We start from the raw sequence: 21348 nt of genomic DNA, 5'->3' as shown, positions 1-21348 counted from the left end.
CCTCCAATGTTGCACTGCGTTAGATTTGTTGCATTGCGATATCGACCCCTAGGGCGGAGTCTTGGTCCGACTGTGAACGGTTGCAGCGCCGTGTCCCGTTGGGCGCAAAGCTGCCGCACGTATGATCCCGGCGCGATCGTTACTCGCCGAGGCGGGGTCATGCACCAGCACGAGGTGGCAAATCGTGTCAGCATCGTTCCGGCCCGATATCGAAGGACTGCGTGCCTTGGCGGTGGCAGGCGTGATCGCCTTTCATTTCGGCTTCACCGGCCTGCCCGGCGGCTTTACCGGCGTCGACATCTTCTTCGTCATCTCGGGCTATCTGATCACAAAACACCTGCTTGCCGAAATCACCGAGACCAGGCGGCTCAACCTGTGGCGCTTCTACGCGAGGCGCGCGCGGCGGCTGTTGCCGGCGTCGCTGTTCGTCATTCTCGCCACGCTGGTGGCCGGCGCCTTCATCCTGTCGCCGGAGGAACAATCGCTCTATTCCAGGGGCGCCATGTTCGCCTCGGCCTACATGATCAATCTGTGGCTGATCCGCTGGTTGTTCGACTATTTCGCCGCAGATGCGGCCAGCAACCCGTTTGTCCATTTCTGGTCGCTGTCGGTGGAGGAGCAGTTCTATCTCGCCTGGCCGGCGCTGCTTGCACTGGCGGCATGGCTGCGCCCCGGCAAGCGCGGCGCGATCCTGGTGATCGGCATTGCCGGTCTCGTCTCGTTCGCCGTCTGCGCCTGGCTCACCACGGTCTCGCAGCCCTGGGCCTTCTACTTCTCGCCGCTGCGCGTCTGGGAGTTCGCCGCCGGCGGGCTGGCCAGCATGGTGCCGCAACAAGTCTGGCAAAACCGCCCGCGGCTCGCCGCGCCGCTGGCGTGGCTCGGCCTAGCGCTGATTGCCGGCGCCTATCTTTCCTTCAGCGACGAAACGCCCTTCCCGGGTTTCCTCGCCCTGGTGCCGGTGGCCGGCACCGTGCTGTTGCTGCTGGCAGGAGCGGCGCACGCGCAGCAGGAGAGCGCTAAGAAAAGCCCGATCGAGGCACTGGCGCTGGCGCCGCTGCAATGGGTCGGCAAACTCTCCTACTCGCTCTATCTCTGGCACTGGCCGGTGATCGTGTATGCCACGATGCTGACGCCGGAACTTTCGCCGCTGCAGCGGCTCGGCTGCTTGGCGCTGACGCTGGCGCTGTCGGGGTTCACCTATCATGTCATCGAAAACCCGATCCGCCGCAATGGCTGGCTGATGGCCAGTGCGGCGCGGGCGCTGGTGCCGGCCGTCCTCCTGACCGGCACCGGCGTCGCAGCCGCCTACGCCAATGCCAGGCTTGCCGTCCACGATCTGGACCCTGAGCAGCGCAGCATTGCCGCCAGCGCCGCGCAGCCGTCCACGGCGCGCGCGGCCGGCTGTATTCTCTCCTTTGAGACGGTGACGCCGAAGGCCTGCGTGTTCGGCAACAAGGACGCCGGGCGCTCGATTGCGCTGTTCGGCGATTCGCATGCCGACCACTGGTCGACGCCGCTGATCGACGCGGCGGCCAAGAACAATTATCGCCTCGTCACCTATCTCAAATCGTCCTGCCGTGCCTCGCGGGTGACGACCTGGAACTGGCGGCTGAAGCGCGACTACACCGAATGCGACCAGTGGCGGGAGCAATCGGTCAAGGACATTATCGCGTTGCACCCGCACATGGTGGTGATCTCGGAATTCTCGATCGGCAATGTGATGAAGGAATCGCCCGAGGAACTGAAGCACGCCGATTGGAACGAGGAGTGGAAGGCCGGCCTGCGCTGGACGCTGGCGGCATTCAGCCGGGCCGGGATCAAGGTCGCGGTAATCCGGGACGTTCCCTACAATGGAAGCTATGCCGACAAATGCGTGGCGCGGGCGCTGTGGCGCGGGCAGGTGCCTGAAGTCTGCGACACGCCGAGGGACGCGGCGGCGAACGACGACATCGCCGCGGCCGAGCGCGACGTCGTGCGCAGCGTGCCCGGCGCCACCTATGTCGACCTGACCAGCCAGTTCTGCGACGCCCAAACCTGCCACGTGTTCATCAACGGCCAACTCGCCTTCCGCGACCGACACCACCTGGCGACGCCATTTGCTGAATCACTGGAGCCGGTCTTGGAGAAGGCGGTGTTTTAGGGGGCGGCGAGGTAGGGGGACCTGACGGCTGACCGCTCAGTTGATGCGAGCTATGCCACAAACACATCCTCTCGATGGTGAGCGAGGTAAGCCTGCTGCGGCGGGGTGAAGGTGCTAGTGCGCCAGACGGCGGGGGCTTCGGCAAAGCCGAAACTCTGCATCACCAATTGCTCGAAACCGAGCCGCCGCAAATCAGTCTTGTCGACGCGCTGGGATATGAGGACCTGCCCGCTATCTTCAAAACTGATGAAGCCACGGTCAAAGAGGTGGTCGGCATCAGGCGTGAGGAGCAGCCCGTTCATGCCGTCCAAGCGCTCCTGCGCGGAAGCGCATAGGCGCCAAGGCTTGATGTGGCTTGCAATCAGCAACGAGGGATTGGTGACCCCTGTGAGTCGGCACGAGCGCTCCATGGCTTCGACATTGGAACGAAATTTACCTTGGCCGCGACGAGCTTGAATGACGCTCGTCTTTACAGTGTCCTCGAGTTGGAGGTCGTCTCGGATACGGCGCTCAACGACGTCCTCTAAAATTTCATTGACGACTTCGAAAGTGAGACTGTTTGCGCCACCACGCCTCAGAGCTTCGCGGTCGAAAGCTGTACCCGCGACAATGGTGTGAAACACCTCTTGCGATACGCTCGCGAGATAGGCGTTTTGACGGCCTGATCCGGAGTTTGGGTCGATGGGCGAGTATCGGGGAGGCAGAAGCGGACCCAATTCGCCAATTATGTCCGACGGGCGCACCGTCGGCAGGAGCGGCGCCCAATACACCGGGAGAAGCCAACCTTCCTCGTTCCAATTGGCTCCAGTGTTCTTGAACTCCGGTGGTTTCGGTGCTGTGAATGCAAACTCCGCTACCCGACCAATATAGCGCACGGCTTGACCGAAAAAAGACAACACGAGGTCACCAGGTGCCGCCCGACGCATATTTTTGTAGAACTCGCTGCGTGCCCCATTCTTCTGAGTTTTGGGCGACCAGAGATATTGCCCGTCGATCTCTTGGCAGGCGGTCTGACTGTGATTTACCCACCAGAATTGCGACATCGTTTTTGATTTTAATAGTTGCCGTCGGCTGGGTAAGCTCTATTCGAGACCTGTCTCGCCTACAAGCATGGAGCCGACCTTATTGCCAGGTGCGACAGGCGGCGTAACTGCATCTTTCGGCGAGACGCCAAGAAGAGCGTAGGGCGACGATAGTCGCCGCCCCCACCCCACTTGCAAATCGCCCCCCAAATGCCATCTAGATCACAGGCGCACCGCCGGTGCGCCTTAGCCACGGAGCTTTCACTTGACGCAGCGAAGCGGCAGTGCGGATTTGCCGCTGCATGGCGGGCGGGTTCCGAAATGGCTGGGCGATCGCATGACGCGGCTGGGCGCTGTGCTGTGCGAGGCGATCATCCATCACTATGGCCGCGACGAGCTGTTGCGGCGGCTGGCGCATCCGTTCTGGTTCCAGTCTTTCGGCGCCGTCATGGGCATGGACTGGCACTCCTCGGGCATCACCACCTCGGTCGTCGGCGCGCTGAAGCGCGGGCTGAACCCGATGTCGCGCGAGCTCGGCATCCATGTCTGCGGCGGGCGCGGCGCGCATTCGCGCAAGACGCCGCAGGAGCTGACCGCGATCGGCGAACGCGTCGGCATCGATGGCGCGGCACTCGCCACCGCCAGCCGCCTGGTCGCCAAAGTGGACAGTGCGGCCGTGCAGGACGGCTTCGACCTCTATCTGCACGGCTTCATCGTCACCGACGACAGCCGCTGGGTGGTGGTGCAGCAAGGCATGAACGGCGACAGCCGCCAGGCGCGGCGCTATCACTGGCTGTCGGAAGGGCTGACAAGCTTCGTCGACCAGCCGCATGCGGCGATCGAGGGCGAGCGGCAGGGCGAGATCGTCAACCTGACCGACCATCGCGCCGCGCCGTCACGTAGCGGCCAGATCGACCTGTTGAAGACCATGAGCCCGGAACGGATCCTCGACGAGCTTGCCGTGCTGGAGCCGCCGCCGAAAGCAGCGCCTGCGAAACCGGCGGCGCAGCCGATGCTGCCCAATCTGGTGATGCCGGCGCATCACGACGTGCGCGAGAGCGACATCGTCATGCACCGGCTGCACGGCAACATTTCCGCCGCCATCGAAAGCGGGCCGGCCGACTTTCCCGAGCTGCTGCTGGTGCCCGGCGTCGGCGCGCGCACGGTGCGGGCGCTGGCCATGGTGGCGGAAGTGGTGCATGGCGCGCCCTGCCGCTTCTCCGATCCGGCGCGCTTCTCGCTCGCCCATGGCGGCAAGGACCGCCACCCCTTCCCGGTGCCGCTGAAAGTCTATGACGAGACGATCGCGGTGCTGAAATCGGCCGTCGGCAAGGCCAAGCTCGGCCGCGAGGAAGAGCTCGGCGCGCTGCAGCGGCTGGATGGCGAAGCGCGGCGGCTGGAGCGCTACGTCACCGGGCCAAGCCTTAAGGAGATCGTCGCCGGCGAGTTCGACCAGTCGCATCTGCTTGGAGGGCGCAGTGTGTTCGGGTGGGAGGGGGCGGCGGAAAGCGACGACGGTTCAGACAGGGGCCGCCAGTAGCTGCCTGTCCATCATGCAGAGATAGTGCGCGGCCCATAGAAACACGTGCTCGGCTTGTTTTGATAATGCTTGCAAAGACCCATTTCTCAAGTGATGCTCTGCCAGGCGAGGCTCGGCATGAAGACATTCGCATGGACGTTGGTTTTCGTGCTGCTGGCGATTGGCGGCGCGATCGCCCAAACGACGCCTGAGCCTGCCATACTGGCATATACACCGCCGATGCACTTCGTCGTTGTACGCAACAGCACGCCAGGATGCGAGCCGACATGCCCGGAATGGATTTCGGCGGAAGGTCACATCGTGGCCGGCACGCCAGCTTTGCTGAAGGCTTTGCTGAAAAAACTCGGCCCCCGCAAATTGCCTTTGGCGTTGAATTCCCCGGGCGGCGAGACCGATGCGGCGATGGCGCTTGGCCATATGATCCGCGCCAGCGGGCTCGACACGATGGTTGGCAAGACGGAGTTCTCCGAATGCGCGCCAGACACAAAAGCCTGCGGGCCGGGCGACCTCCGCTTCGGCGTCGCCAACCCCGTCGGCGCAGTCTGTTCGTCAGCTTGTACGATGGTTCTTGCGGGCGGCGTACGGCGCCTGGCAGACAGCCGCGCCTTTGTCGGCATTCACCGGATCATGCTGCCGGCCGCCAAGAAAATCCACGGCAAGAAGACCATCGTCCTCGTTCCGATACCCAAATGGTATGAACGCAAGGTCGACAGCTATTTCACCGAGATGAAAGCAGGTTCGTGGATCGTATCGGCCATGCAAAAAATACCCGACGACAGCATACGATACCTCGTGACATACGAACTTTTGGACCTGAATCTGATAACCGAAACCGGTCACGGCGACACGCGCACCTCCATCGATATCTGCAAGACCACGCCGCCGGCGGGCAACTGCCGAACGGTCAGGCAATAGGAATAGCGGGCCACGTAGGTCGTCGAAGCGCCTGTTTCTCAACAGCAACCCTTCACTTTACGCTGCGCCCTTCAACAGGTCTTCCGGCCGGCCCTCGATGAGCGCAGCAATATAGCTTTCCAGGCTGGTCGTGCCGCGCTCCGGGTTTTCCGGCTGCATCGGCTTGTCCAGCGTGGCCCCGGTCATGCGGGCATAGGACTCGGCCGCCGCTTTGGAGAAGCCTAGTTTTTCGTAGGTTTCTGTCCAGCGCTCCCGCGGCACCGTGACCACGCGCACGTTTTTGCGCAACGCCGCACTGAAGGCTGCGGCGACATCGGCGGCGGAGTAGCGCCGAGGACCCTCGATATAGTGCGTGCCGGTCTTGTCCGCCGGCTCCAGCAGACGTCTCGCCGCAGCCTCGCCGAGATCCTGCGGCGCCACCATCGGCAGCTCGAAATCCGCCGGGAAGAAGGAGGTGATGACGCCGTCGCGCCGCGCCGTCTCCAGGGCCTGATCCCAGTTGCTCATGTAATAGGCGGCGCGGTTGATGCTTGCCGGAATGGCCTGGGCCTTCAGCTTCTGCTCGAGGCCGTAAAGGACGGTGAGATCGCCGACACCCTCGCCGGCCTGCGCGCCATAGGTCGATTCCGCTACCACTTTTTCGAGGCCGGACCCCTCCAGTGCCGTCGCAATGGCGCCAACCGTCTTGCGCTCCTCGGCGTCGGTGTCGGTCGATGGATCGGCCGGCGGGTTGAGCAGAAACGCCCGCTTGCCGCGCCGCAAGACTTCACGCAGCGCCTCGACATCGAGCACATCGGCAACCGCGGCCTCCGCGCCCTGTTCAACCAACCATGCGGCCTTCGACTCGTCGCGCGTCACCACCGTGACATCCTCGCCCTGCCGCAACAGCGCCATTGCCGCCGCCGAGCCGACATGGCCGGTACCTCCAAGAATGACATGCATGGTCTCGTCCTTCCCTTGCTGATTCATGCCGGATTAATGGCTGGGGCGGCGAAGGGTTCAAAAATCGGGGGACGATGCTGACAGGAGGTGACGCTGACTTTCCTCGCAATGCACGGCGCAGGGGTCGTTCGCATCTTGCAAAATTATGGAACGAGGTCGTGTCCAGCGAGTTATATTAGCGCAACCTTGAATAGGAGGCAGCTATGAGAAAGCTCCTGCTTGCTTCGGCTATCGCTATCACTGCGGCGGCGGCGATGATCGCTCCGGCGAATGCCGGCGGGCGCGTCGTGATCGGCATCGGCAACGGCTACTATGACGATGACTACAATGACAGCTATGGCGACTATTACGATCGCTACGCTCCTCGCCCTTACTACCAGTATAATGCCTACGATAACGGCTTCAGGTACCACAGGTATCACAGGCACCATCGCCATTGCCGCATAGAGTTGGTCAAGCATTGGCGCCATCATCACAGGATCGTCGAGGAAATTCGCGTTTGCGAACGGTGATCCGATGGGGTGAAACCGGTCGGCCGGCATCTGCCGGCCGGCCGCTTCCTGCGCGGCTGCCGGCCTTATCGCGGCTTCCGCATCAGCATCATCCCGTAACCCACGGCCAAAAGGTCGAGCCCGACCTTCAACAGCTTCACCACCACATCTCGTCCCTCGCCGGTGCGTTCGGCGAGCGCCTTCACCGACTGGCCTTCGAGGCAGATTTTGCGAACCACCTCCGCCACTTCCCAGTGGGCCATGGCGGCGATGGCATGGGTGTGGGCGCGGCCGGCGTTGAGCACGCGGTCGGGGATGCCGCCATTGATGCGGCCGCCGTCAATGCGCTCTTCCCACGGCATCGGCCGCAGCCCGTCACGCGAGGCGCGCTCGAAATCGTCGCGAAACCGCTGGGCGGCCTCACGCTGCTGGCGGGTCAGCGAGGTGATGCCGACCAGCGGATCGACATTGCGCACCCGCACGATGCCGCCGGTCGCGGTGTAGCCGTCATTGGAGACCTCGTAGACGCGCCGCGCCTCTTCGGTGCCGACGCTCAACCGCTTGCGGCCGAAGCGATCGTCCTTCAGCGCGAAATCATGGCCGATCTCGCGGCGGATGCGCACCTGCTCGGCTTCGCCCGCAGGTAATTTCGGCGGTTTGGCTTTCTGCGCGGTTTTTTTGCTCATCGGGGGATCCTTGTGGGATTGGGTTGTTGAGCCGGAAGGTTGGCGTTCCTTCGCGCCCCCCTCTGCCCTGCCGGGCATCTCCCCCACTTGGGGGGAGATCGGATGTCGCGTCGGCTTTCGCCAATCACCACCGCCGTTGGAAGGCAGTGCGGGCGAGCTGCCAATCTCCCCCCGCGTGGGGGTTGAGGAGTGGTCCGCGAAGCGGACGGAAAGCCAATTGCTTGGCTTCCCGAGCGACGAACGTCCGGCAGGACAGAGGGGGGCGCTGTCCCGCCGGCTTTCGATCATTGGTGGGGTCGTCCGGAGGCGAGGAACGGAGCCCAGCCGCTCACACCACCTCGACCACAGGCCGGTGGAAACGCGTCTGATGATATTCGCAGTAGCTTTTCAGCGCCCTTGTGCGCAGGCCGCAGCACAGCATCTCGAGCCCCGGCCGACTGCCGGGAGCATCGTTGTCGGGGTCTTCCTCCAGCGTCAGGTCGAGCGGCGCGCGGCAGCGGTCGAACAGGCAGTCGATGAAGCGCATGGCGGCGACATGCGGCTGACGCCCGAGCGAGGCAGGGCGCGGCGCCGGCACATTGAAGCGGTAGATTTCGCCGTCCACCACCAGCCGTCCTTCGCCCGGGATCGAGGGCGCCGGACGGGCTGGCAACAGAGGCCTGGCCGATGGCTGACGGCTCGGTTTGGCGGCCGGTTTGACCGGCGCGGCCTGCTTCGAAACTCCTACTTCCCTTACGAGCTTGCTTGGCTGCGCCGGCGGATTCCTCTTGGCGGTATTCTCGTTTGCCGCAGTCTTCCCCGTCGCATTCTTCCTCGGTCGGCCGCCGGACCTGCCGCCTCTGGGGTTGGCGAAGCCGATGGTCTTCAACGCGCTGTTGCGGTGGACGATGCCGATGATGGCATTGCGCGAGACCGGACTGCCGCGCAGCGCCGTGAAGCGGACGGCGATCCCTGTGGCCGACAGGCCATCCCTCAGCCAGACGGCGATCTCCTGCAATTCGGTGTCGGTATAGGCAGTCATGTCGGTATCCATTGATTGCGCGCGCAAAGGCCGAGCGCCGGCCCCGAGGGCCCACGGGAAAAAATCAGAGCGGATGGTCGGTGCGGTCAGCCGATACTGGCGGCCGGCAGCGAGCCGGCGAGATGCCGCAAGGCGGCTTCGGCGGCCGCTTTGGTGAGGGCGGAAACCGCCCTGCCCGTCAGCCGGTCGAACAGGATGACGGTGCCATCTTCCGTGCGGATGCAGGAAATACCCTGCCCGCCGGAGACAGCCCTTGGCGCACCGGCGGCGCCATGGGCTGAAGAGGTGGCCGGAGCCGGGAGAGGAGCGGCTCCGGCCGTTCCGGTCGATCGGGGGGACGACGGTTCGACCGGATCCGGGGCAAGAGCCCCGGTTTGCGTCCGGACCGGGGAGGAGGACAGCCCGGACGATGGGAGAAAGCTGACGATGTCTGCGGAAACGCTTGCGGTTTGTTCGATCATGCGCTAAGCGTACGATATGTACGAAACGTACGCAAGCGAAATCGTACATATTGGACGATAAATTTCAGGCAATTTGTACGATGCAGGAACCGAGGCACAGATTGCAGCAGGCGCGGGCGGAGGCGGGCTATGCCTCGCCGAGCGACGCTGCGCGGGCATTGCGCGACATCAACAAGAACACGCTGATTAGTCACGAGAACGGTAACCGGCCGCTGTCGCGCAAGGCGGCGGAGAAATACGGCCGCCTGTTCGGCGTCGATCCCGGCTGGCTCTTGTTCAACGGTGACGGCGGCAGCCTTGCGGGGGGCCATTTCGGCTTTGACGAGTCGGGCCGGCAGATCCCGATGCCGTCGCTGGCCACCGTCGATGTGCCCATCGTCTCGTGGATCAGCGCCGGCGAACTCGGCAGCCAGGATACGGTGGTCAATCTCAGCGACTATCCGACCATCCCCACCACCGATCTGGAGCAGGGCCAATGGATTGCGCTGCGCGTCGACGGCCCGTCGATGAACAAGATCTCGCCACCGGATTCGATCATCTTCGTCAACCTCAGGGACAAGCGGCTGGTGACCAATGGCTGCTACGTCATTTCGGACGAAAGCGGCCAGGCCACCTACAAGCGCTACCGCCCCAACGAGAACCCGCCCTTCCAGCCGGCCTCCTACATGGACATCCCGCCGCCGGCGCTGGAAGGCGCCATCACCATCATCGGCCGGGTGAAGCGCTCGATGATCGACATGTGAGGGAGAAGGCGGTGAGGCGCAATCTCCCGCCTAGAGGGGGAGATGGCCGGCAGGCCAGAGGGGGTCGCCGCGCGTAAGGCGCTGACGTCCTCTGTCCGCGATAGGAAGTCGCGTCAGGACGTACCGACCCCCTCTGTCGCCTTCGGCGACATCTCCCCCTCGAGGGGGGAGATTACGCGCCCAAAAACTCGTTCGTGAAATACCCCCCGAAATCCGGCTTCTCCTTCAGAACCTTGCCATCGCCATCGAGCAATATGCCGGCGTTGAAGAGATAGGTTCCCATCGCCTCGATCTTGGCCCTGTCGATGGTGCCGATGACGCCGTCCTGGCTGCGCAAGAAATGCCCGTCGACGAGCATCTTCAGCGAAGCGTGGACCAGCGCCGGGTCGGTCAGCGCGTCCTTGTTGGACGCGATCAGCAGATCGCCGGCTTCCTGCGGGTGATCGCAGGCAAATTGGTAGCCGCGCCGCGTTGCCTCGACGAAGGCCGATGCGGCCTTCGGGTTTGCCTGGAGATATGCATTGCTGGAGGCGATCAAGGTGGTGTGCTCGTCGGGCACGCCGTAATCGGCGTAGCGGAAGCTGCGCTGCCTGACGCCTTTCAGCTCGGCAGCGACGCCTTCCCAGGTCGAGACTTCCAGCGTGAAGTCGACCGAGCCGTTGGCCAGCGCCTCATAGGCCGAGGTGCCGAGCGTCACGGTCTCGAAAACGCCCTTGCCACCATCGTGGCGGATGATGGTCGAGATCAGCGTGTTTTCCCAGGCGCTGCCGAAACCGCCATAGGTCAGGCCGTCAAGGTTTTTCGGGCCTTTGATCTCACTACGGTCCGCGTTGAAGACCAGCCGTCCGGTCTCCTGCTGGACCACGGCGTAGACCGCTTTGAGGTCGGCGCCGGCGGCCCGCTGGGTGAACAGGCCGACGCCGGCAATGCCGAAATCGGCGATGTGGTTGGCGACCAGCGTGCCGGCGCCGGTATCGCCATAGGGCAGGATCTCAACATCGAGCCCAGCCTCGTGGTAGAACCCTTTGTCGCGGGCAACGAACAGGCCGACATGGTTGGTGTTGACCGTCCAGTCGAGCGCGACGGTGATTTTTTGCGCAGCCGCATGAGCGCGCGAGGCAAGCGGCAGTCCGGCAGCCAGCGTCAGCAGCAAAGCCTGCCGGCGTGTGAATTCGGTCATGAAAAACTCCTTTGAGCGGTCTGCGGGAACGAGGGCCGGTCAGTCCCGGGATTGAGCAGCGTGTCGAGGATGTCGGCTTCGAGCGCGGCGGCCTGGCGCGCGGCATCGCTGCCGGTGGTGCGCGGGCGCGGCAGCGGCACGGCAATCTCGCCGATGATGCGGGCCGGCCGCGCCGACATCAGATAGATTCGATCGGAGAGGTAGACGGCTTCGCGCACGTCATGGGTGATCAGCAGCGCGGTCCAGCGGTGGCGCTGCCACATGCCTTCCAGCCAGCGCTGCATACCCGCGCGGGTCAGTGCATCCAGCGCGCCAAAGGGCTCGTCGAGCAGCAGCATGTCGCGCTGCTGCACCACGGTGCGCAAAAGCGCCGCGCGCTGGCGCATGCCGCCGGAAAGTTTCGCCGGCCAGGCGCGCTCAAAGCCGGCAAGGCCGAACTCGGCAAACAGCGGCGCGACCTGCTCGCGTGCCGCCTTGCGGCCAAGACCCTGAACTTCCAGCCCCAGCGTCACATTGTCGATGACGCGTCGCCACGGCATCAGCGCGTCGCGCTGCGGCATGAAGGCGAAGGGGCTGCCCTGCAATGGCGCGCCGTCGAAGCGCATGTCGCCCTCGCCCTTCAGAGCGCCGGTCAGCAACTGGAACAGCGTCGACTTGCCCGCGCCGGAAGGGCCGAGGATGGAGACGAACTCGCCGGCCGCGACGTGCAGCGAAATGCCGTCGAGCACCTCAAGCGCGCCGAAGCTTTTGCTGATGTCGCGGAGTTCAAGCCGTGTCATTGGCTGCTGTCTCCCGAAGATCTGACGTCGCGGCTTTCGCTCCCTGCATTCTCCCAAGGCATGGCGAAGCGCTGGACGAGCACCGCAATGGCGAACAAGACAAGCGTGAGCGCGGCGCTGACGGCGACCGCGGCGAGCACCAGATCGGGCCGAAAGTTGTTCTTGGCATTGAGCATGTAGATGCCCAGCCCCTTCGCCGCCCCCGCATATTCGGCGAAGATCGCGCCGACGACGGCGTAGGTGATGGAGATGCGCAGCCCGGCGAAGAAATAGGGCAGCGCCGAAGGCAGGCGCGCCAGCCAGAAGATGCGCCAGCGCCCTGCCCCCATGGTGGCGAGCATCTGCGAAATCGCCTTGCTGGTCGCGGCAAAACCCTCGACCAGCGCCACCATCATCGGGAAGAAGGTAACGAGCGCCACAAGCAAGATTTTTGGCATCAGCCCGAAGCCGAACCACAGTACGATGAGCGGCGCAATCGCGACCAGCGGCAAGGTCTGGCTGACAATCAGCAGCGGAAACAGCGCGCGGCGCAGCGGGGCCAAGAAATCGACCAGCGCCGAAAGCACGAAGGCAGCGACCAACGAGCAGGCGAAGCCGGCTGATGTGGCGCGGATGGTGGGCAGCGTGTTGTCGGCAAGGGCAGCGCGATGCTCCCAGGCCTGCTGCAGCACGCGCGACGGCGCCGGCAGCATGGTGGGCGCAGCGCCACCATAGCGGGCGTAGAGCTCCCACGCCGCGAGGAGCAGGGCGGAGGCGCAGGCGGCGGGGATGGTCTTGGCGATGGCTGCGGCTAATCTCCCCCCTCGAGGGGGAGATGTCGCCGAAGGCGACAGAGGGGGTCGTCTCGCATAGAGCGCCCACGCCTTGCCGATGCGAAAAGGACGTCGGCGCTCCACGCGCTGGGACCCCCTCTGGCCTGCCGGCCATCTCCTGCTCGAGGGGGGAGATTCGTGGGCATCGCGGTCTTCGCCAATCGCCAATGGCTCCCCTCCTCTCTGTGCTGAGGGGTCAGAGGCATCTCCTCCACGCAATGGGTCAGATAAACCAGCCACGGCAATATCCTCAAGGAACGACGCTTGAGCCGCGGCTCAGACGGCGCTCGGGCTGTTCGCCGAGATCGTGATGTCGAGGGTGACGTGGCCGGCGCCGGGGCCGAAGCGGCAGAAGGCCTCGTTGAGCGTGGCAAACACCGCACCGGCATCGCCACGCAATTTGGTGCAGAAGTTCTTTGAGCGCTCAAAGACGCCGGACTGTTTCAGGAAATCGATGCAGCCGTAGATCTCGTCCATATGGTCGCCCGTGCCCATAACGTAGAGCGAGAACTGCGCCGCCACCGGCTGGCCGGTCGACGGCGTGGCCTGGACAGCGCGGATCGCGGCGATCTTGCGCTCGTCCAGCGGAATGGCGGGGCCGCCGGTCTCGTCGGAGCGGCAGATCGGATCGTCGGGCTCGCCCGGACAGCCGCGCGAGACCGCCGCCGAAAGCACGCAGTGCTTGCCGCTTTTGGCCGCCGCGACGAACAGGTCGCGCATGGCGGGAAACAGCACCTCGGGCGGCCCGACCATAAGGGTCGAGATGTCATCGGTTTCGATCCGCAGCCGGTCGCGCCAGGGATCGAGCGCGCCGAGCGCGCCGAGGATGACGCCGACGAAATCGTCGGTCATGGGATAAAGGGAAATCTGTGCGCCTGAAAACATCGCCCGCCTCGCTCCGCTGGTATTATCCAGATCAGCTTTAGGGTCCGAAGGCTTGCCGCCCTCATCTCAGCCCCGACGATACGGAGCACCCCTGTGGATGGGCGGGTTAAAGCACCGTTCGCGGCATTGGGGAAGCCGTTTGTTGAGGCACTGCGGGAAAGTGTTTTGGGCCAGACGTGCCGGGCGCCCGGGCGTTAACAGACGACTCGTCAGTTCGTTGCGTTATAACGTTTCCACGAACTTCTTATAACTGCGTTGAAATTCAAGCTGATAAACGTAATTATAAGAAAACGGCAGAGACTCCGCGCAGCCCTTACGGTTTCTGGATTTCCTTATCCGCGACCCCATCCGGACTGTGCTCCTGCATCGCTCGGGCTTGCCTGTGCTGGTCCCCTCGCCCCAGCGCTACGCCATCCACAAGCTGATCGTCGCCTCGCGACGCGGGCCGAGCGCTGGCGCCAAGCGGGAGAAGGATCTCCATCAAGCGCGCCTGCTGACCCAAGCGCTCGAAGCCACGCGTCGCCAGGACGACCTTGCCTTCGCCTTCATGGAAGCGTGGGACAAGGGCGAAAACTGGCGCGAGACGATCCGGGGCGGCTTGAACCTGTTCGACGCCGCCACGAGGGAAAACAGTCACACCATCCTGGGGAAATCCCTCCGCGAAATTGGTGCGACTCCTGAAGGATTCACGATGCGGGATTAGCTGAAGCGACCGCTGCTATATTCATTTCCATCGTCCCAACCGTACGAAATTGGCTTGACGCTTATTCGTACATAAAGTACGATATCTCTTTTCGCAGAGCTGCTATATTCATTTCCATCGTCCCAACCGTACGAAATTGGCTTGACGCTTATTCGTACATAAAGTACGATATCTCTTTTCGCAGAGAGGAATGTCCTTGAGCACAGCGAACCATGTTGCCTTCGCCGATCTCTCTCGGCCTTTGCTGTCACCCCCGTCGTTGCCGCCGCCTTTGTTGCCGCCGCCTTTATTGCCGCCCCCTTTGTTGCCCTTGTCATTCGATCAGTGCCAACGCCTCGCCGGGGCCTGGCGAATGGCCAGCCAGGACATCGCCGACGACATCCGCTTCATCCGCCAATATCTGAAAGTCGTTGCCGAGAAGGACGAGAGGCTGTCGACCGGCACCCTTGTTCACAGCCGCGCCTATGTAGAGGCCTGCGCCGGCTGGCTGCCACAGACCGTGACGCGCTATCTGCGCCACCTGCGCCAGATCACCGAATGCGAACTGGCCATGACAGCTGCCGGCATTCGCTTTGCGCTGTCGAGTTATGCCTGGGAGGCATGAGGGCGCCTGTCGCCAAACACAAGGAATTGCGCTGCCCGTCGCAGGCGCAATTCGTCAGGTTGAGAGGCTCGGGCGCGCCTGAACGGCGGGCGCCAAGGATGGCCCGGCCAGCGAATTCCGGCCTTGCTTTATTTCGACTGGTCTTATTTCGACTTGGCCTTATTTCGATTTGGCTTTGCCGGACTTTGCGGCGGCAGGCTTCGCTGCCTTTGGCTTGGCGGCTGCCTTGGCGGGCTTGGCGTCAGCTTTCTTCGCCGCCTTTTTTGGCTTGGCGACCGCGCCATCGACTTCAGCCGTGGCCTGCTCCCAGTGTTCCTGATGCGCGCCTTCAGGCCGGCCGGCCTTTTCCCAGATCTCGTGCGCGCGCTGGCGAATGCGGTCCTGTTTGTCGTCCGTCACTTAAGCCTCCGTGGTTGGGTCCGGTCGGTTGGTCCAGATTCCACGAAAACATTAGCCGAAAATTCGGCCGGCGTCTTGAGTGACGAGACATCTCAGCGCGGGTCGGAAATCACCGCAACGCCGAGCAGCGCCGCTTTCTTGACGATCAGCCCGGCGAGGTCGGCATCCGAACGATCGGTGCCGGTGCGCTCCCGCAGGAGCGCGATCGCTTCCTTCATCGATAACAGCGCCGTGTTGCGCTCGGCCAGCAACTTGTCGCAACACGCCGCAACATTGGCGGAGTTCGGGGTCTCGACATGCGGCAACATGGCAATTCTCCTTTCATCATGTTCGTCATTCGGCCCTGCCGCCCTTTTGGGAAGAACGACAGGGCCGTATCACCGATGAATGGTTAGGTTGTCGAGCGTTACTCGACCACCTCGACAATCCTGCGCGTGCTGGGGTCGACCAACACGGTATGGTTGTCGACGACGGCGTATCTGTACTGAACGTCGGGAACCTCCTGCAGCTCGACAGTGTCAGGCAAGGCAGTGCCGACATTCAATTCGACGCCGAGCAGATTGACCGAGGCAAGCGGATGTTTCTTTACGTATTGGTGCACGACCGTGCGCTGTTCCGGGGTGATGATCACCTGCTGCTGTGCCGGCTGCGTGACGATGACCTCGTCGGCGGCGGCAATGCCGATACCAGCGATCATGGCGAGCCCGGCGACGGCGGGAATAAGGATGGTTTTCATCTTCGTCTCCTGTCGTTGTTGGCGAGCTCCGCCGTGTTCCCGCATGAGGCGAAAACAGCGCAGATCGAGGTGGCGGGCTCCTGGAGGCAAACGCAGCCGGTACGGTCTTGTTCCGCAAGCGGAGACTAAATTGATCGGCTTCCGGTCATGCCAGCAGAACCCACACCCGCAAGATTCGCATTGAAGCACAATCCCTCAGGAGACCTTCGACATGGACGATGCACGGCTCCAATTCCGGTGGCGATCGCGGCCGGCGCCGGCATTGATCCGGTGACCGCGTCGCGCCCGGCCAAGACCGGAACCGACCGCCTTCGTGCCACGCCGTGAAGTTTCAAGCAAAGGTCATTGCTTCGGCGGCTGCGCAGGCACCTCGCCAGGCTTGATCACCGGCGTCTTGCCCTGGTCCGGCGGCGGCTGCGTCATACCCTGGTCACCACTGGGCGGCGGCTGCAGCACGCCGCCGCAGGGACCGAGCGTGCTGGTCGATTCGCCACCGCCATTGGCGACCGGCGGCTTCTGACCATCGTCCTGAGGCTGCGCTTGGCAAGGCGCGGCAGGGCCGTTCTGGTCGCTATTGTCCTGCGCGGCCGCCGGGTCGACCAGCGCCAAGAGCAGCACGCATGGGATGAGGGGGAAAGTCTTCATGGTCCAGCTCCTCTGGATTCATCTCCTTGGCAAAGCAGACTAGTCCTTGGCAAAGCAGACTGGCGGCAATTGGTTCCACGGAGATGGAGTGGTTGCCGGAACCTGGCAGCCGGAAGTGAGTTCCACCTTCTCGACGCTAAGCCGCCCAGAGGAGGCAATCATGGAACGAAACAGAAAACCCAATGACGAGGTCGAGGCGCCACCGAGCAAAAACGATGCCCGCGACAGGATCGCCAATGATGACGTGGAAGCGCCGACGCCGGGTCGGCAGGATTGGGATGCGCTGCGTGGCGCAACGGTCCTGCCCGACGGAGCAGATGAGGAAAGCCTGCCGGACACCACCGGTGTCGAGAAGGAAGGCGAACTGCCCGAGGAGGATGACGACAACCCCTACCAGGACAGTGACGATGCCTTGCCCGACGACGCCGAGGAAGCCGCCATTGGTCACGACCTGGCGAGGCGCGGCGGCCCGTTCGACGACGTGTAAGGCAGCGACCGCGGACTTTCGAGAAGTTTCCCGGGACGTCCACGCCGTCACCAGTTGGACCAAGGATGAGCTGAAGGCGATGCCGGAGCATCGCGATTGATATTTCGAAGGATCCGGCTGGCCGGATCCTTCGTTTAAGGCGCCTTGGCGATTTTGGCTTAGCCCTTGTGGTCAAGGGCTGGACGGCGACGCAATCTCAGCACGTTCGACAGCCGCGAGGCAGCCGAGAAGCACGAACGCGAAGTCCGATATTTCAAGCGCCGTGGAGGCCGCTCGCCTGAAAGCTTCAAAGTGCGCAAGAGATCCCCGGCGCGGGCGGTGCGGGCACGCTCGCATGCAGCGCTGCGAATCGGGCCATCGACCGCCGGCACTTGAGTGCCGACGGGCTCTGGCCTTCAGTTCGACCCGGGATCGCCGAGCGCCTCGGTGACGAAGGACGCCGCGATCAGGTCGTCGGCGTCGAGGCGTAGGGAGCCTTCGACACCCCCCATGATGGCCGCGACCTTCTGGAAGGTCTGCATCTCGTGTTCAGTAACGCTGGCGTCTCGCATCCTGGCTTTCAGATCGGCGATGCGTCGGCCCAGTGAGGCCGACGTTCCGATTTCTCTGTTCGACATGGTGGCCTGCTCCTCCCCCAACCCATGCTGTGGACGTACTCAAGTCTGCCTATATATAAGGCAGCGCGAATACAGTCGCCGCAACGCGCGATATCTGGGAAGGTTCCGGCGCCAAATAGTCACGAAATAATACGTGGTGGGACTCGGGTATGTTAAGCGCCGACGCGGCGATAGACACCGCAGCCAGCGGCTGCGGCCATCGGCCTGGCCAACCCGCGTGGCGGGTCGCGAACGCGGGTCGGACTTGATCGCTGCGCGAACAGTCAGCGAGAAGCCGGCACCACGCCGGACACCGAGCGCGCCGTTTCGGGCGAAAACACCACGAAAGCAAAAACCAGAACGGCAGCGGCGACGATGAGCGAGCCGCCGGCGACGATCGGTTCAAGCGCCGGGTTTCCCTGCAGCATCACATACAGCGCCGGCAGCATGATCACCAGGCCGAGTGTGTAGAGCCCGTAGTGGATCATGGCGATGCGACGCGCCGCCTTTTGCGGATTGAGCGCGTAGTAGCCGCCGAAGATGGCGCTCGTCACCCAACCGAGCAGATTGATATGCGCGTGCGCCGGAAAAGCGGCGTGGTCGCCCGAGATCGCCATCTGCAGGCCGGCCGCAATCCCCAACATCAGGAACAAGATGGCAGTTTTGAAAAAGAGTTCTGAAACCCTCGGCATGTCATTTCTCCCCCTATGCGGTCTGCGACCGCTTGCGACCTGGAGAATACACCCACGCGCAGAACTTTTCCACGCCCCGGTTATGGGGCCATGCCTGCACAGCTTTTTGCACGCTGTTCGACTTTTCTGGCTGCCACAACCCGGCGCCGCCGCGCTACGGCGTCAGCAAGATGTCGGCGCCCGCTCGCTCGTCGAACACCACCGCGCAGCCGCGCCCCAGCGCCACTGCCGACAGCGCGTTGGCCACCGTCTCGTCCGGCGATACGAAATCACCGGTCAGCACTCGCAACTCCTCCACCGCCCTGGCCATTGACACGCAGTGCCCGGCAACGCGATCGCTCGTGCAGGCGTCAATGACGCTGACGAGGTCGATCATCTCGAACTGGCCCATACCGGCCTCCACAAAAACAGCGTCCCGTCGCGGATATGAACGCCGAGGCGAGAGACAATGTTCCGCAGGTCCGATGCCCAGGCGGAGCACTCGACAGCCCGACCTGGAACGGGCCGGCCGGCGACAACCGCTTCGCTTGACAATAGGCCCTGTTTGTTCTCTATTTGTTCGGCAAAAACGCCTCTCACAACAGACGCGGCTAATGCTGCAACGCCGCAAAGGGAACGGTCGGGATGGAGCCCACCATCCTGCATGCGGATCTCGACGCCTTCTACGCCTCGGTCGAGCAGCTGCTCGACCCGGCGCTCAGGGGCAAGCCGATCGCCGTCGGCGGCGGCGTCGTGCTTGCCGCTTCCTACGAAGCCAGGGTTTTCGGCGTGCGCGGCGGCATGCCCGGACGACGCGCGCGCGAGCTTTGCCCCGGACTGATCTTCGTCGGCGGCCATTTCGCCGACTATCAGCGGCTGGGCGACGCCGCCATCAAGGTGCTCGACGATTTCACGCCGCTGGTCGAGCGGATTTCCATCGATGAAGCCTTTGCCGACGTCGCCGGCTGCACGCATCTGTTCGGGCCGCCGGCCGAGATCGCCGCCACGGTGCGTCGGCGCGTCCGGGCAGAGCTCGGCCTGCCGATCTCGATCGGCGTGGCGCGCACCAAGCATCTGGCCAAGATCGCCTCGCAGGTGGCCAAGCCCGACGGCCTGGTGGTGGTCGATCCGAACACCGAACTTGCCTTCCTGCATGATCTGCCGGTCGGCCTGATGTGGGGCGTCGGCCCGGCGACCAAGGCGCGGCTGGCCGAGATCGGCATCGAGACCATCGGCCAGTTGGCAAAGACGCATAGCGGGGCGCTGCGAAGGTTGCTCGGGCCCGCCACCGGCGAAAAGCTGGCGTCGCTGGCATGGAACCGCGACCCGCGAAAGCTCGAAACCCACAGGCGGTCGCATTCCGCCGGCGCGCAGTCGGCGCTTGGCAGACGGCCGGCCGAGGCGCGTATCTTCGGACCCGTCCTGCTGCATCTTGCAGACCGGGTCGCCAGCCGGCTCAGGGCGAAATCACGGCCCGGGCGCACGGTGACGGTGCGCGTGCGTTTCGCCGATCTGCACGCGGTCACACGCTCGCTGACGCTCGAGCAACCGATTTCGGCAACCGCGATGCTGGCCGAAATCGCCGGGGAGCTGGTGCGCGGCGTGCTGGCCGCCAACCCTCGGGAGAAGACCATCTCGCTGCTGGCGATCTCGGTGTCGCAGCTGGAAGAAAGTGCCGAGCTGCAGTTGGAGCTGCCGCTCGGGCTTGCCGATGAAAAGCAGCGACCCGGCAGCAGGCAAGGCCTGGCGCGCTTTGGCGCCGACCGCGCCATCGACAAGATCCGCCAGCGCTTTGGCAGAGAGGCTGTCGGCTATGGCGCCGTGGCGCTGGAAGCCCGGCGCTCGGTTCCCGATGCCTTCCGCGAACTGGCGGAAAAGGAACTGTGAGTGCGGCGCGACGGCAAGGCCAATGTTTAGGCTGGGCCAGTCCGCGCTGCATTGCCGCTCTGTTTGAGCAGGCCGACCAACCAGGCCAGACCCGCATCCATCAGCGCAACCTTCGGCACGATGCTGTTGATGTTGAAGTGGCCGAGCCGGATGGGCGCATCGACGCCGACGACACCGAAACGGCCGCCATACATGGCGAGGAACCGGCGCGGATAGGCCGATATCAGATCAGTCTGAGCAAGCACGGCCAGTCCGAACATAAAGTTGGGGACAGTCAGCGCGACGCGACGCGACAGGCCGCGTTCAGCCAGCACCCTGTCGACAAACCCGTTCGGATCGCCATTGTTCGAGACGACCATATGCTGCACGCTGCAATAGGCGTCGAGGCACGGATCGCCGGCGAAGCGGTGGCCGGCGCGCATGGCGACGACGAAATCCTCCTCATAGAGCTTGTCGACGGTGAAGCGTGCCGGCAGGCCGTCGAACGGAATCACCGCGACATCCATGGCGCGCGCTTCGAGTTCGGCGACACAGTCGCTCCAGGCAGTAGTGGGCGACGGTTCACCTTGGCGCGGCAGCAGTTGCCGGATGCCGATGTCGATGCCGGGGGCCAAAAAGCGGATCTGGTCGAGCAGCGGCGGCAGGAGCACGGACGACACCGCATCCGGCGCACCGATGGTGAAGCGGCGCGTCGAGCGGGCCGGATCGAACGGCTCGGCGCTGGCGATCACCCGGCGCACCCGCGCCAGGATCTCGGCCACCGGTTCGGCAAGCTCCGTTGCCCGGTCGGTGGGCACGACGCCGCGCGGCGTCTTCAGGAACAACGGATCCCCAAGCAGCTTGCGCAGCCGGCCAAGGCCATGGCTGACCGCCGAGGCCGACAGGTTTAGCCGCTCCGCCGAGCGACCGACATGCCGCTCCTCCATGATGGCTTGGAACAAGACCAGCAAATTGAGATCGGCGCGCGCCAGGTCAATTTTGTTCAGCATATTCCTGAAATCAT

General features: G+C 63.9%; 25 protein-coding genes, 1 pseudogene and 1 riboswitch. Of the genes and pseudogenes, 9 read left to right on the top strand and 17 right to left on the bottom strand.

All coding sequences use genetic code 11. The features are described from left to right. Nucleotides 1–184: 184 nt before the first annotated feature. Complete coding sequence (locus tag NKI05_RS27890) at nt 185–2140, top strand: acyltransferase family protein (RefSeq protein ID WP_352793695.1); 1956 nt, start codon at nt 185–187, stop codon at nt 2138–2140. Between the two features lie 50 nt (nt 2141–2190). Here NKI05_RS27890 and NKI05_RS27885 read toward each other — a convergent pair whose 3' ends face one another. Then, nucleotides 2191–3183 (bottom strand): HNH endonuclease, encoded by a 993-nt coding sequence (locus tag NKI05_RS27885; RefSeq protein WP_352793693.1) that lies wholly within the window; start codon nt 3181–3183, stop codon nt 2191–2193. 244 nt (nt 3184–3427) lie between these two features. Here NKI05_RS27885 and NKI05_RS27880 point away from each other — a divergent pair, with 244 nt between their 5' ends. Continuing rightward, a complete protein-coding gene (locus NKI05_RS27880) occupies nt 3428–4702 on the top strand; it encodes a DUF763 domain-containing protein (protein WP_023689001.1) in 1275 nt (424 codons plus the stop codon). Between the two features lie 147 nt (nt 4703–4849). Next, complete coding sequence (locus NKI05_RS27875) at nt 4850–5617, top strand: COG3904 family protein (RefSeq protein ID WP_155923295.1); 768 nt, start codon at nt 4850–4852, stop codon at nt 5615–5617. 57 nt (nt 5618–5674) lie between these two features. Here NKI05_RS27875 and NKI05_RS27870 read toward each other — a convergent pair whose 3' ends face one another. Further along, nucleotides 5675–6559, bottom strand: a complete 885-nt coding sequence (locus NKI05_RS27870) for an NmrA family NAD(P)-binding protein (RefSeq protein ID WP_023814870.1) — start codon at nt 6557–6559, stop codon at nt 5675–5677. 203 nt (nt 6560–6762) lie between these two features. Between NKI05_RS27870 and NKI05_RS27865 the strand changes: the two genes are divergently transcribed. After that, a complete protein-coding gene (locus tag NKI05_RS27865; RefSeq protein WP_023672486.1) occupies nt 6763–7071 on the top strand; it encodes a hypothetical protein in 309 nt (102 codons plus the stop codon). A gap of 65 nt (nt 7072–7136) precedes the next feature. Here NKI05_RS27865 and NKI05_RS27860 read toward each other — a convergent pair whose 3' ends face one another. From NKI05_RS27860 to NKI05_RS27850, 3 genes are all read right to left on the bottom strand, one after another. Continuing rightward, entirely contained in the window at nt 7137–7736 is a 600-nt protein-coding gene (locus NKI05_RS27860; protein ID WP_023727018.1) for a DUF6456 domain-containing protein, read from the bottom strand. A gap of 328 nt (nt 7737–8064) precedes the next feature. Then, nucleotides 8065–8757 carry a GcrA cell cycle regulator gene (locus NKI05_RS27855; RefSeq protein WP_023814871.1) on the bottom strand — a complete coding sequence of 231 codons (693 nt, stop codon included), beginning with the start codon at nt 8755–8757 and terminating at the stop codon, nt 8065–8067. Nucleotides 8758–8843: 86 nt separating this feature from the next. Further along, on the bottom strand, nt 8844–9218 hold the full coding sequence (locus NKI05_RS27850) for a hypothetical protein (protein WP_023693857.1): 375 nt from the start codon (nt 9216–9218) through the stop codon (nt 8844–8846). Between the two features lie 80 nt (nt 9219–9298). On the opposite strand from NKI05_RS27850, the gene NKI05_RS27845 reads away from it, so the two are divergent. Next, nucleotides 9299–9961 carry a LexA family transcriptional regulator gene (locus NKI05_RS27845; RefSeq protein WP_023727016.1) on the top strand — a complete coding sequence of 221 codons (663 nt, stop codon included), beginning with the start codon at nt 9299–9301 and terminating at the stop codon, nt 9959–9961. Nucleotides 9962–10133: 172 nt separating this feature from the next. Here NKI05_RS27845 and NKI05_RS27840 read toward each other — a convergent pair whose 3' ends face one another. From NKI05_RS27840 to NKI05_RS27825, 4 genes are all read right to left on the bottom strand, one after another. Beyond that, nucleotides 10134–11141, bottom strand: a complete 1008-nt coding sequence (locus NKI05_RS27840) for an ABC transporter substrate-binding protein (RefSeq protein WP_023814873.1) — start codon at nt 11139–11141, stop codon at nt 10134–10136. Next, entirely contained in the window at nt 11138–11920 is a 783-nt protein-coding gene (locus NKI05_RS27835; protein WP_023814874.1) for an ABC transporter ATP-binding protein, read from the bottom strand. Before NKI05_RS27835 ends, NKI05_RS27840 begins: the two co-directional genes overlap by 4 nt. After that, nucleotides 11917–12753 carry an ABC transporter permease gene (locus NKI05_RS27830; protein WP_023814875.1) on the bottom strand — a complete coding sequence of 279 codons (837 nt, stop codon included), beginning with the start codon at nt 12751–12753 and terminating at the stop codon, nt 11917–11919. Before NKI05_RS27830 ends, NKI05_RS27835 begins: the two co-directional genes overlap by 4 nt. Before the next feature lie 255 nt (nt 12754–13008). Then, complete coding sequence (locus tag NKI05_RS27825; RefSeq protein WP_023670364.1) at nt 13009–13617, bottom strand: YkoF family thiamine/hydroxymethylpyrimidine-binding protein; 609 nt, start codon at nt 13615–13617, stop codon at nt 13009–13011. Then, nucleotides 13608–13720: riboswitch (TPP riboswitch) on the bottom strand. (Overlaps the previous gene by 10 nt.) Before the next feature lie 210 nt (nt 13721–13930). Here NKI05_RS27825 and NKI05_RS27820 point away from each other — a divergent pair. Beyond that, nucleotides 13931–14320, top strand: a pseudogene (locus tag NKI05_RS27820) (GSU2403 family nucleotidyltransferase fold protein); the annotation flags it as partial. A gap of 352 nt (nt 14321–14672) precedes the next feature. After that, nucleotides 14673–14924, top strand: a complete 252-nt coding sequence (locus NKI05_RS27815; RefSeq protein WP_023684826.1) for a hypothetical protein — start codon at nt 14673–14675, stop codon at nt 14922–14924. A 159-nt stretch (nt 14925–15083) separates the two neighbouring features. On the opposite strand, the gene NKI05_RS27810 is transcribed toward NKI05_RS27815, so the two are convergent. From NKI05_RS27810 to NKI05_RS27795, 4 genes are all read right to left on the bottom strand, one after another. Then, nucleotides 15084–15323, bottom strand: a complete 240-nt coding sequence (locus NKI05_RS27810; RefSeq protein ID WP_023684825.1) for a DUF2934 domain-containing protein — start codon at nt 15321–15323, stop codon at nt 15084–15086. Between the two features lie 92 nt (nt 15324–15415). Beyond that, nucleotides 15416–15631 (bottom strand): hypothetical protein, encoded by a 216-nt coding sequence (locus tag NKI05_RS27805; RefSeq protein ID WP_023670360.1) that lies wholly within the window; start codon nt 15629–15631, stop codon nt 15416–15418. Between the two features lie 98 nt (nt 15632–15729). Then, on the bottom strand, nt 15730–16059 hold the full coding sequence (locus NKI05_RS27800; RefSeq protein WP_023670359.1) for a DUF1236 domain-containing protein: 330 nt from the start codon (nt 16057–16059) through the stop codon (nt 15730–15732). Between the two features lie 342 nt (nt 16060–16401). Next, a complete protein-coding gene (locus NKI05_RS27795; RefSeq protein WP_023814876.1) occupies nt 16402–16704 on the bottom strand; it encodes a hypothetical protein in 303 nt (100 codons plus the stop codon). A gap of 160 nt (nt 16705–16864) precedes the next feature. On the opposite strand from NKI05_RS27795, the gene NKI05_RS27790 reads away from it, so the two are divergent. After that, the gene (locus NKI05_RS27790) at nt 16865–17191 is read left to right on the top strand and encodes a hypothetical protein (RefSeq protein WP_023670357.1); all 327 of its coding nucleotides are present in this window, start codon (nt 16865–16867) and stop codon (nt 17189–17191) included. Nucleotides 17192–17586: 395 nt separating this feature from the next. On the opposite strand, the gene NKI05_RS27780 is transcribed toward NKI05_RS27790, so the two are convergent. The 3 genes from NKI05_RS27780 to NKI05_RS27770 form a co-directional block, all read right to left on the bottom strand. Next, nucleotides 17587–17808, bottom strand: a complete 222-nt coding sequence (locus NKI05_RS27780) for a hypothetical protein (RefSeq protein ID WP_023670355.1) — start codon at nt 17806–17808, stop codon at nt 17587–17589. 263 nt (nt 17809–18071) lie between these two features. Continuing rightward, the gene (locus NKI05_RS27775) at nt 18072–18479 is read right to left on the bottom strand and encodes a heme-copper oxidase family protein (protein ID WP_023684822.1); all 408 of its coding nucleotides are present in this window, start codon (nt 18477–18479) and stop codon (nt 18072–18074) included. A 154-nt stretch (nt 18480–18633) separates the two neighbouring features. Then, nucleotides 18634–18870 (bottom strand): hypothetical protein, encoded by a 237-nt coding sequence (locus NKI05_RS27770; RefSeq protein WP_023670353.1) that lies wholly within the window; start codon nt 18868–18870, stop codon nt 18634–18636. 233 nt (nt 18871–19103) lie between these two features. Between NKI05_RS27770 and dinB the strand changes: the two genes are divergently transcribed. Beyond that, a complete protein-coding gene (dinB, locus tag NKI05_RS27765; RefSeq protein WP_023728140.1) occupies nt 19104–20345 on the top strand; it encodes a DNA polymerase IV in 1242 nt (413 codons plus the stop codon). A gap of 26 nt (nt 20346–20371) precedes the next feature. On the opposite strand, the gene NKI05_RS27760 is transcribed toward dinB, so the two are convergent. After that, nucleotides 20372–21334, bottom strand: a complete 963-nt coding sequence (locus NKI05_RS27760; protein WP_023728141.1) for a LysR family transcriptional regulator — start codon at nt 21332–21334, stop codon at nt 20372–20374. Nucleotides 21335–21348: the final 14 nt, after the last annotated feature.

The organism is Mesorhizobium sp. M0771, from assembly GCF_040320155.1.
GTDB lineage: Bacteria > Pseudomonadota > Alphaproteobacteria > Rhizobiales > Rhizobiaceae > Mesorhizobium.
This window is presented reverse-complemented; position numbering and strand designations above follow the sequence as displayed.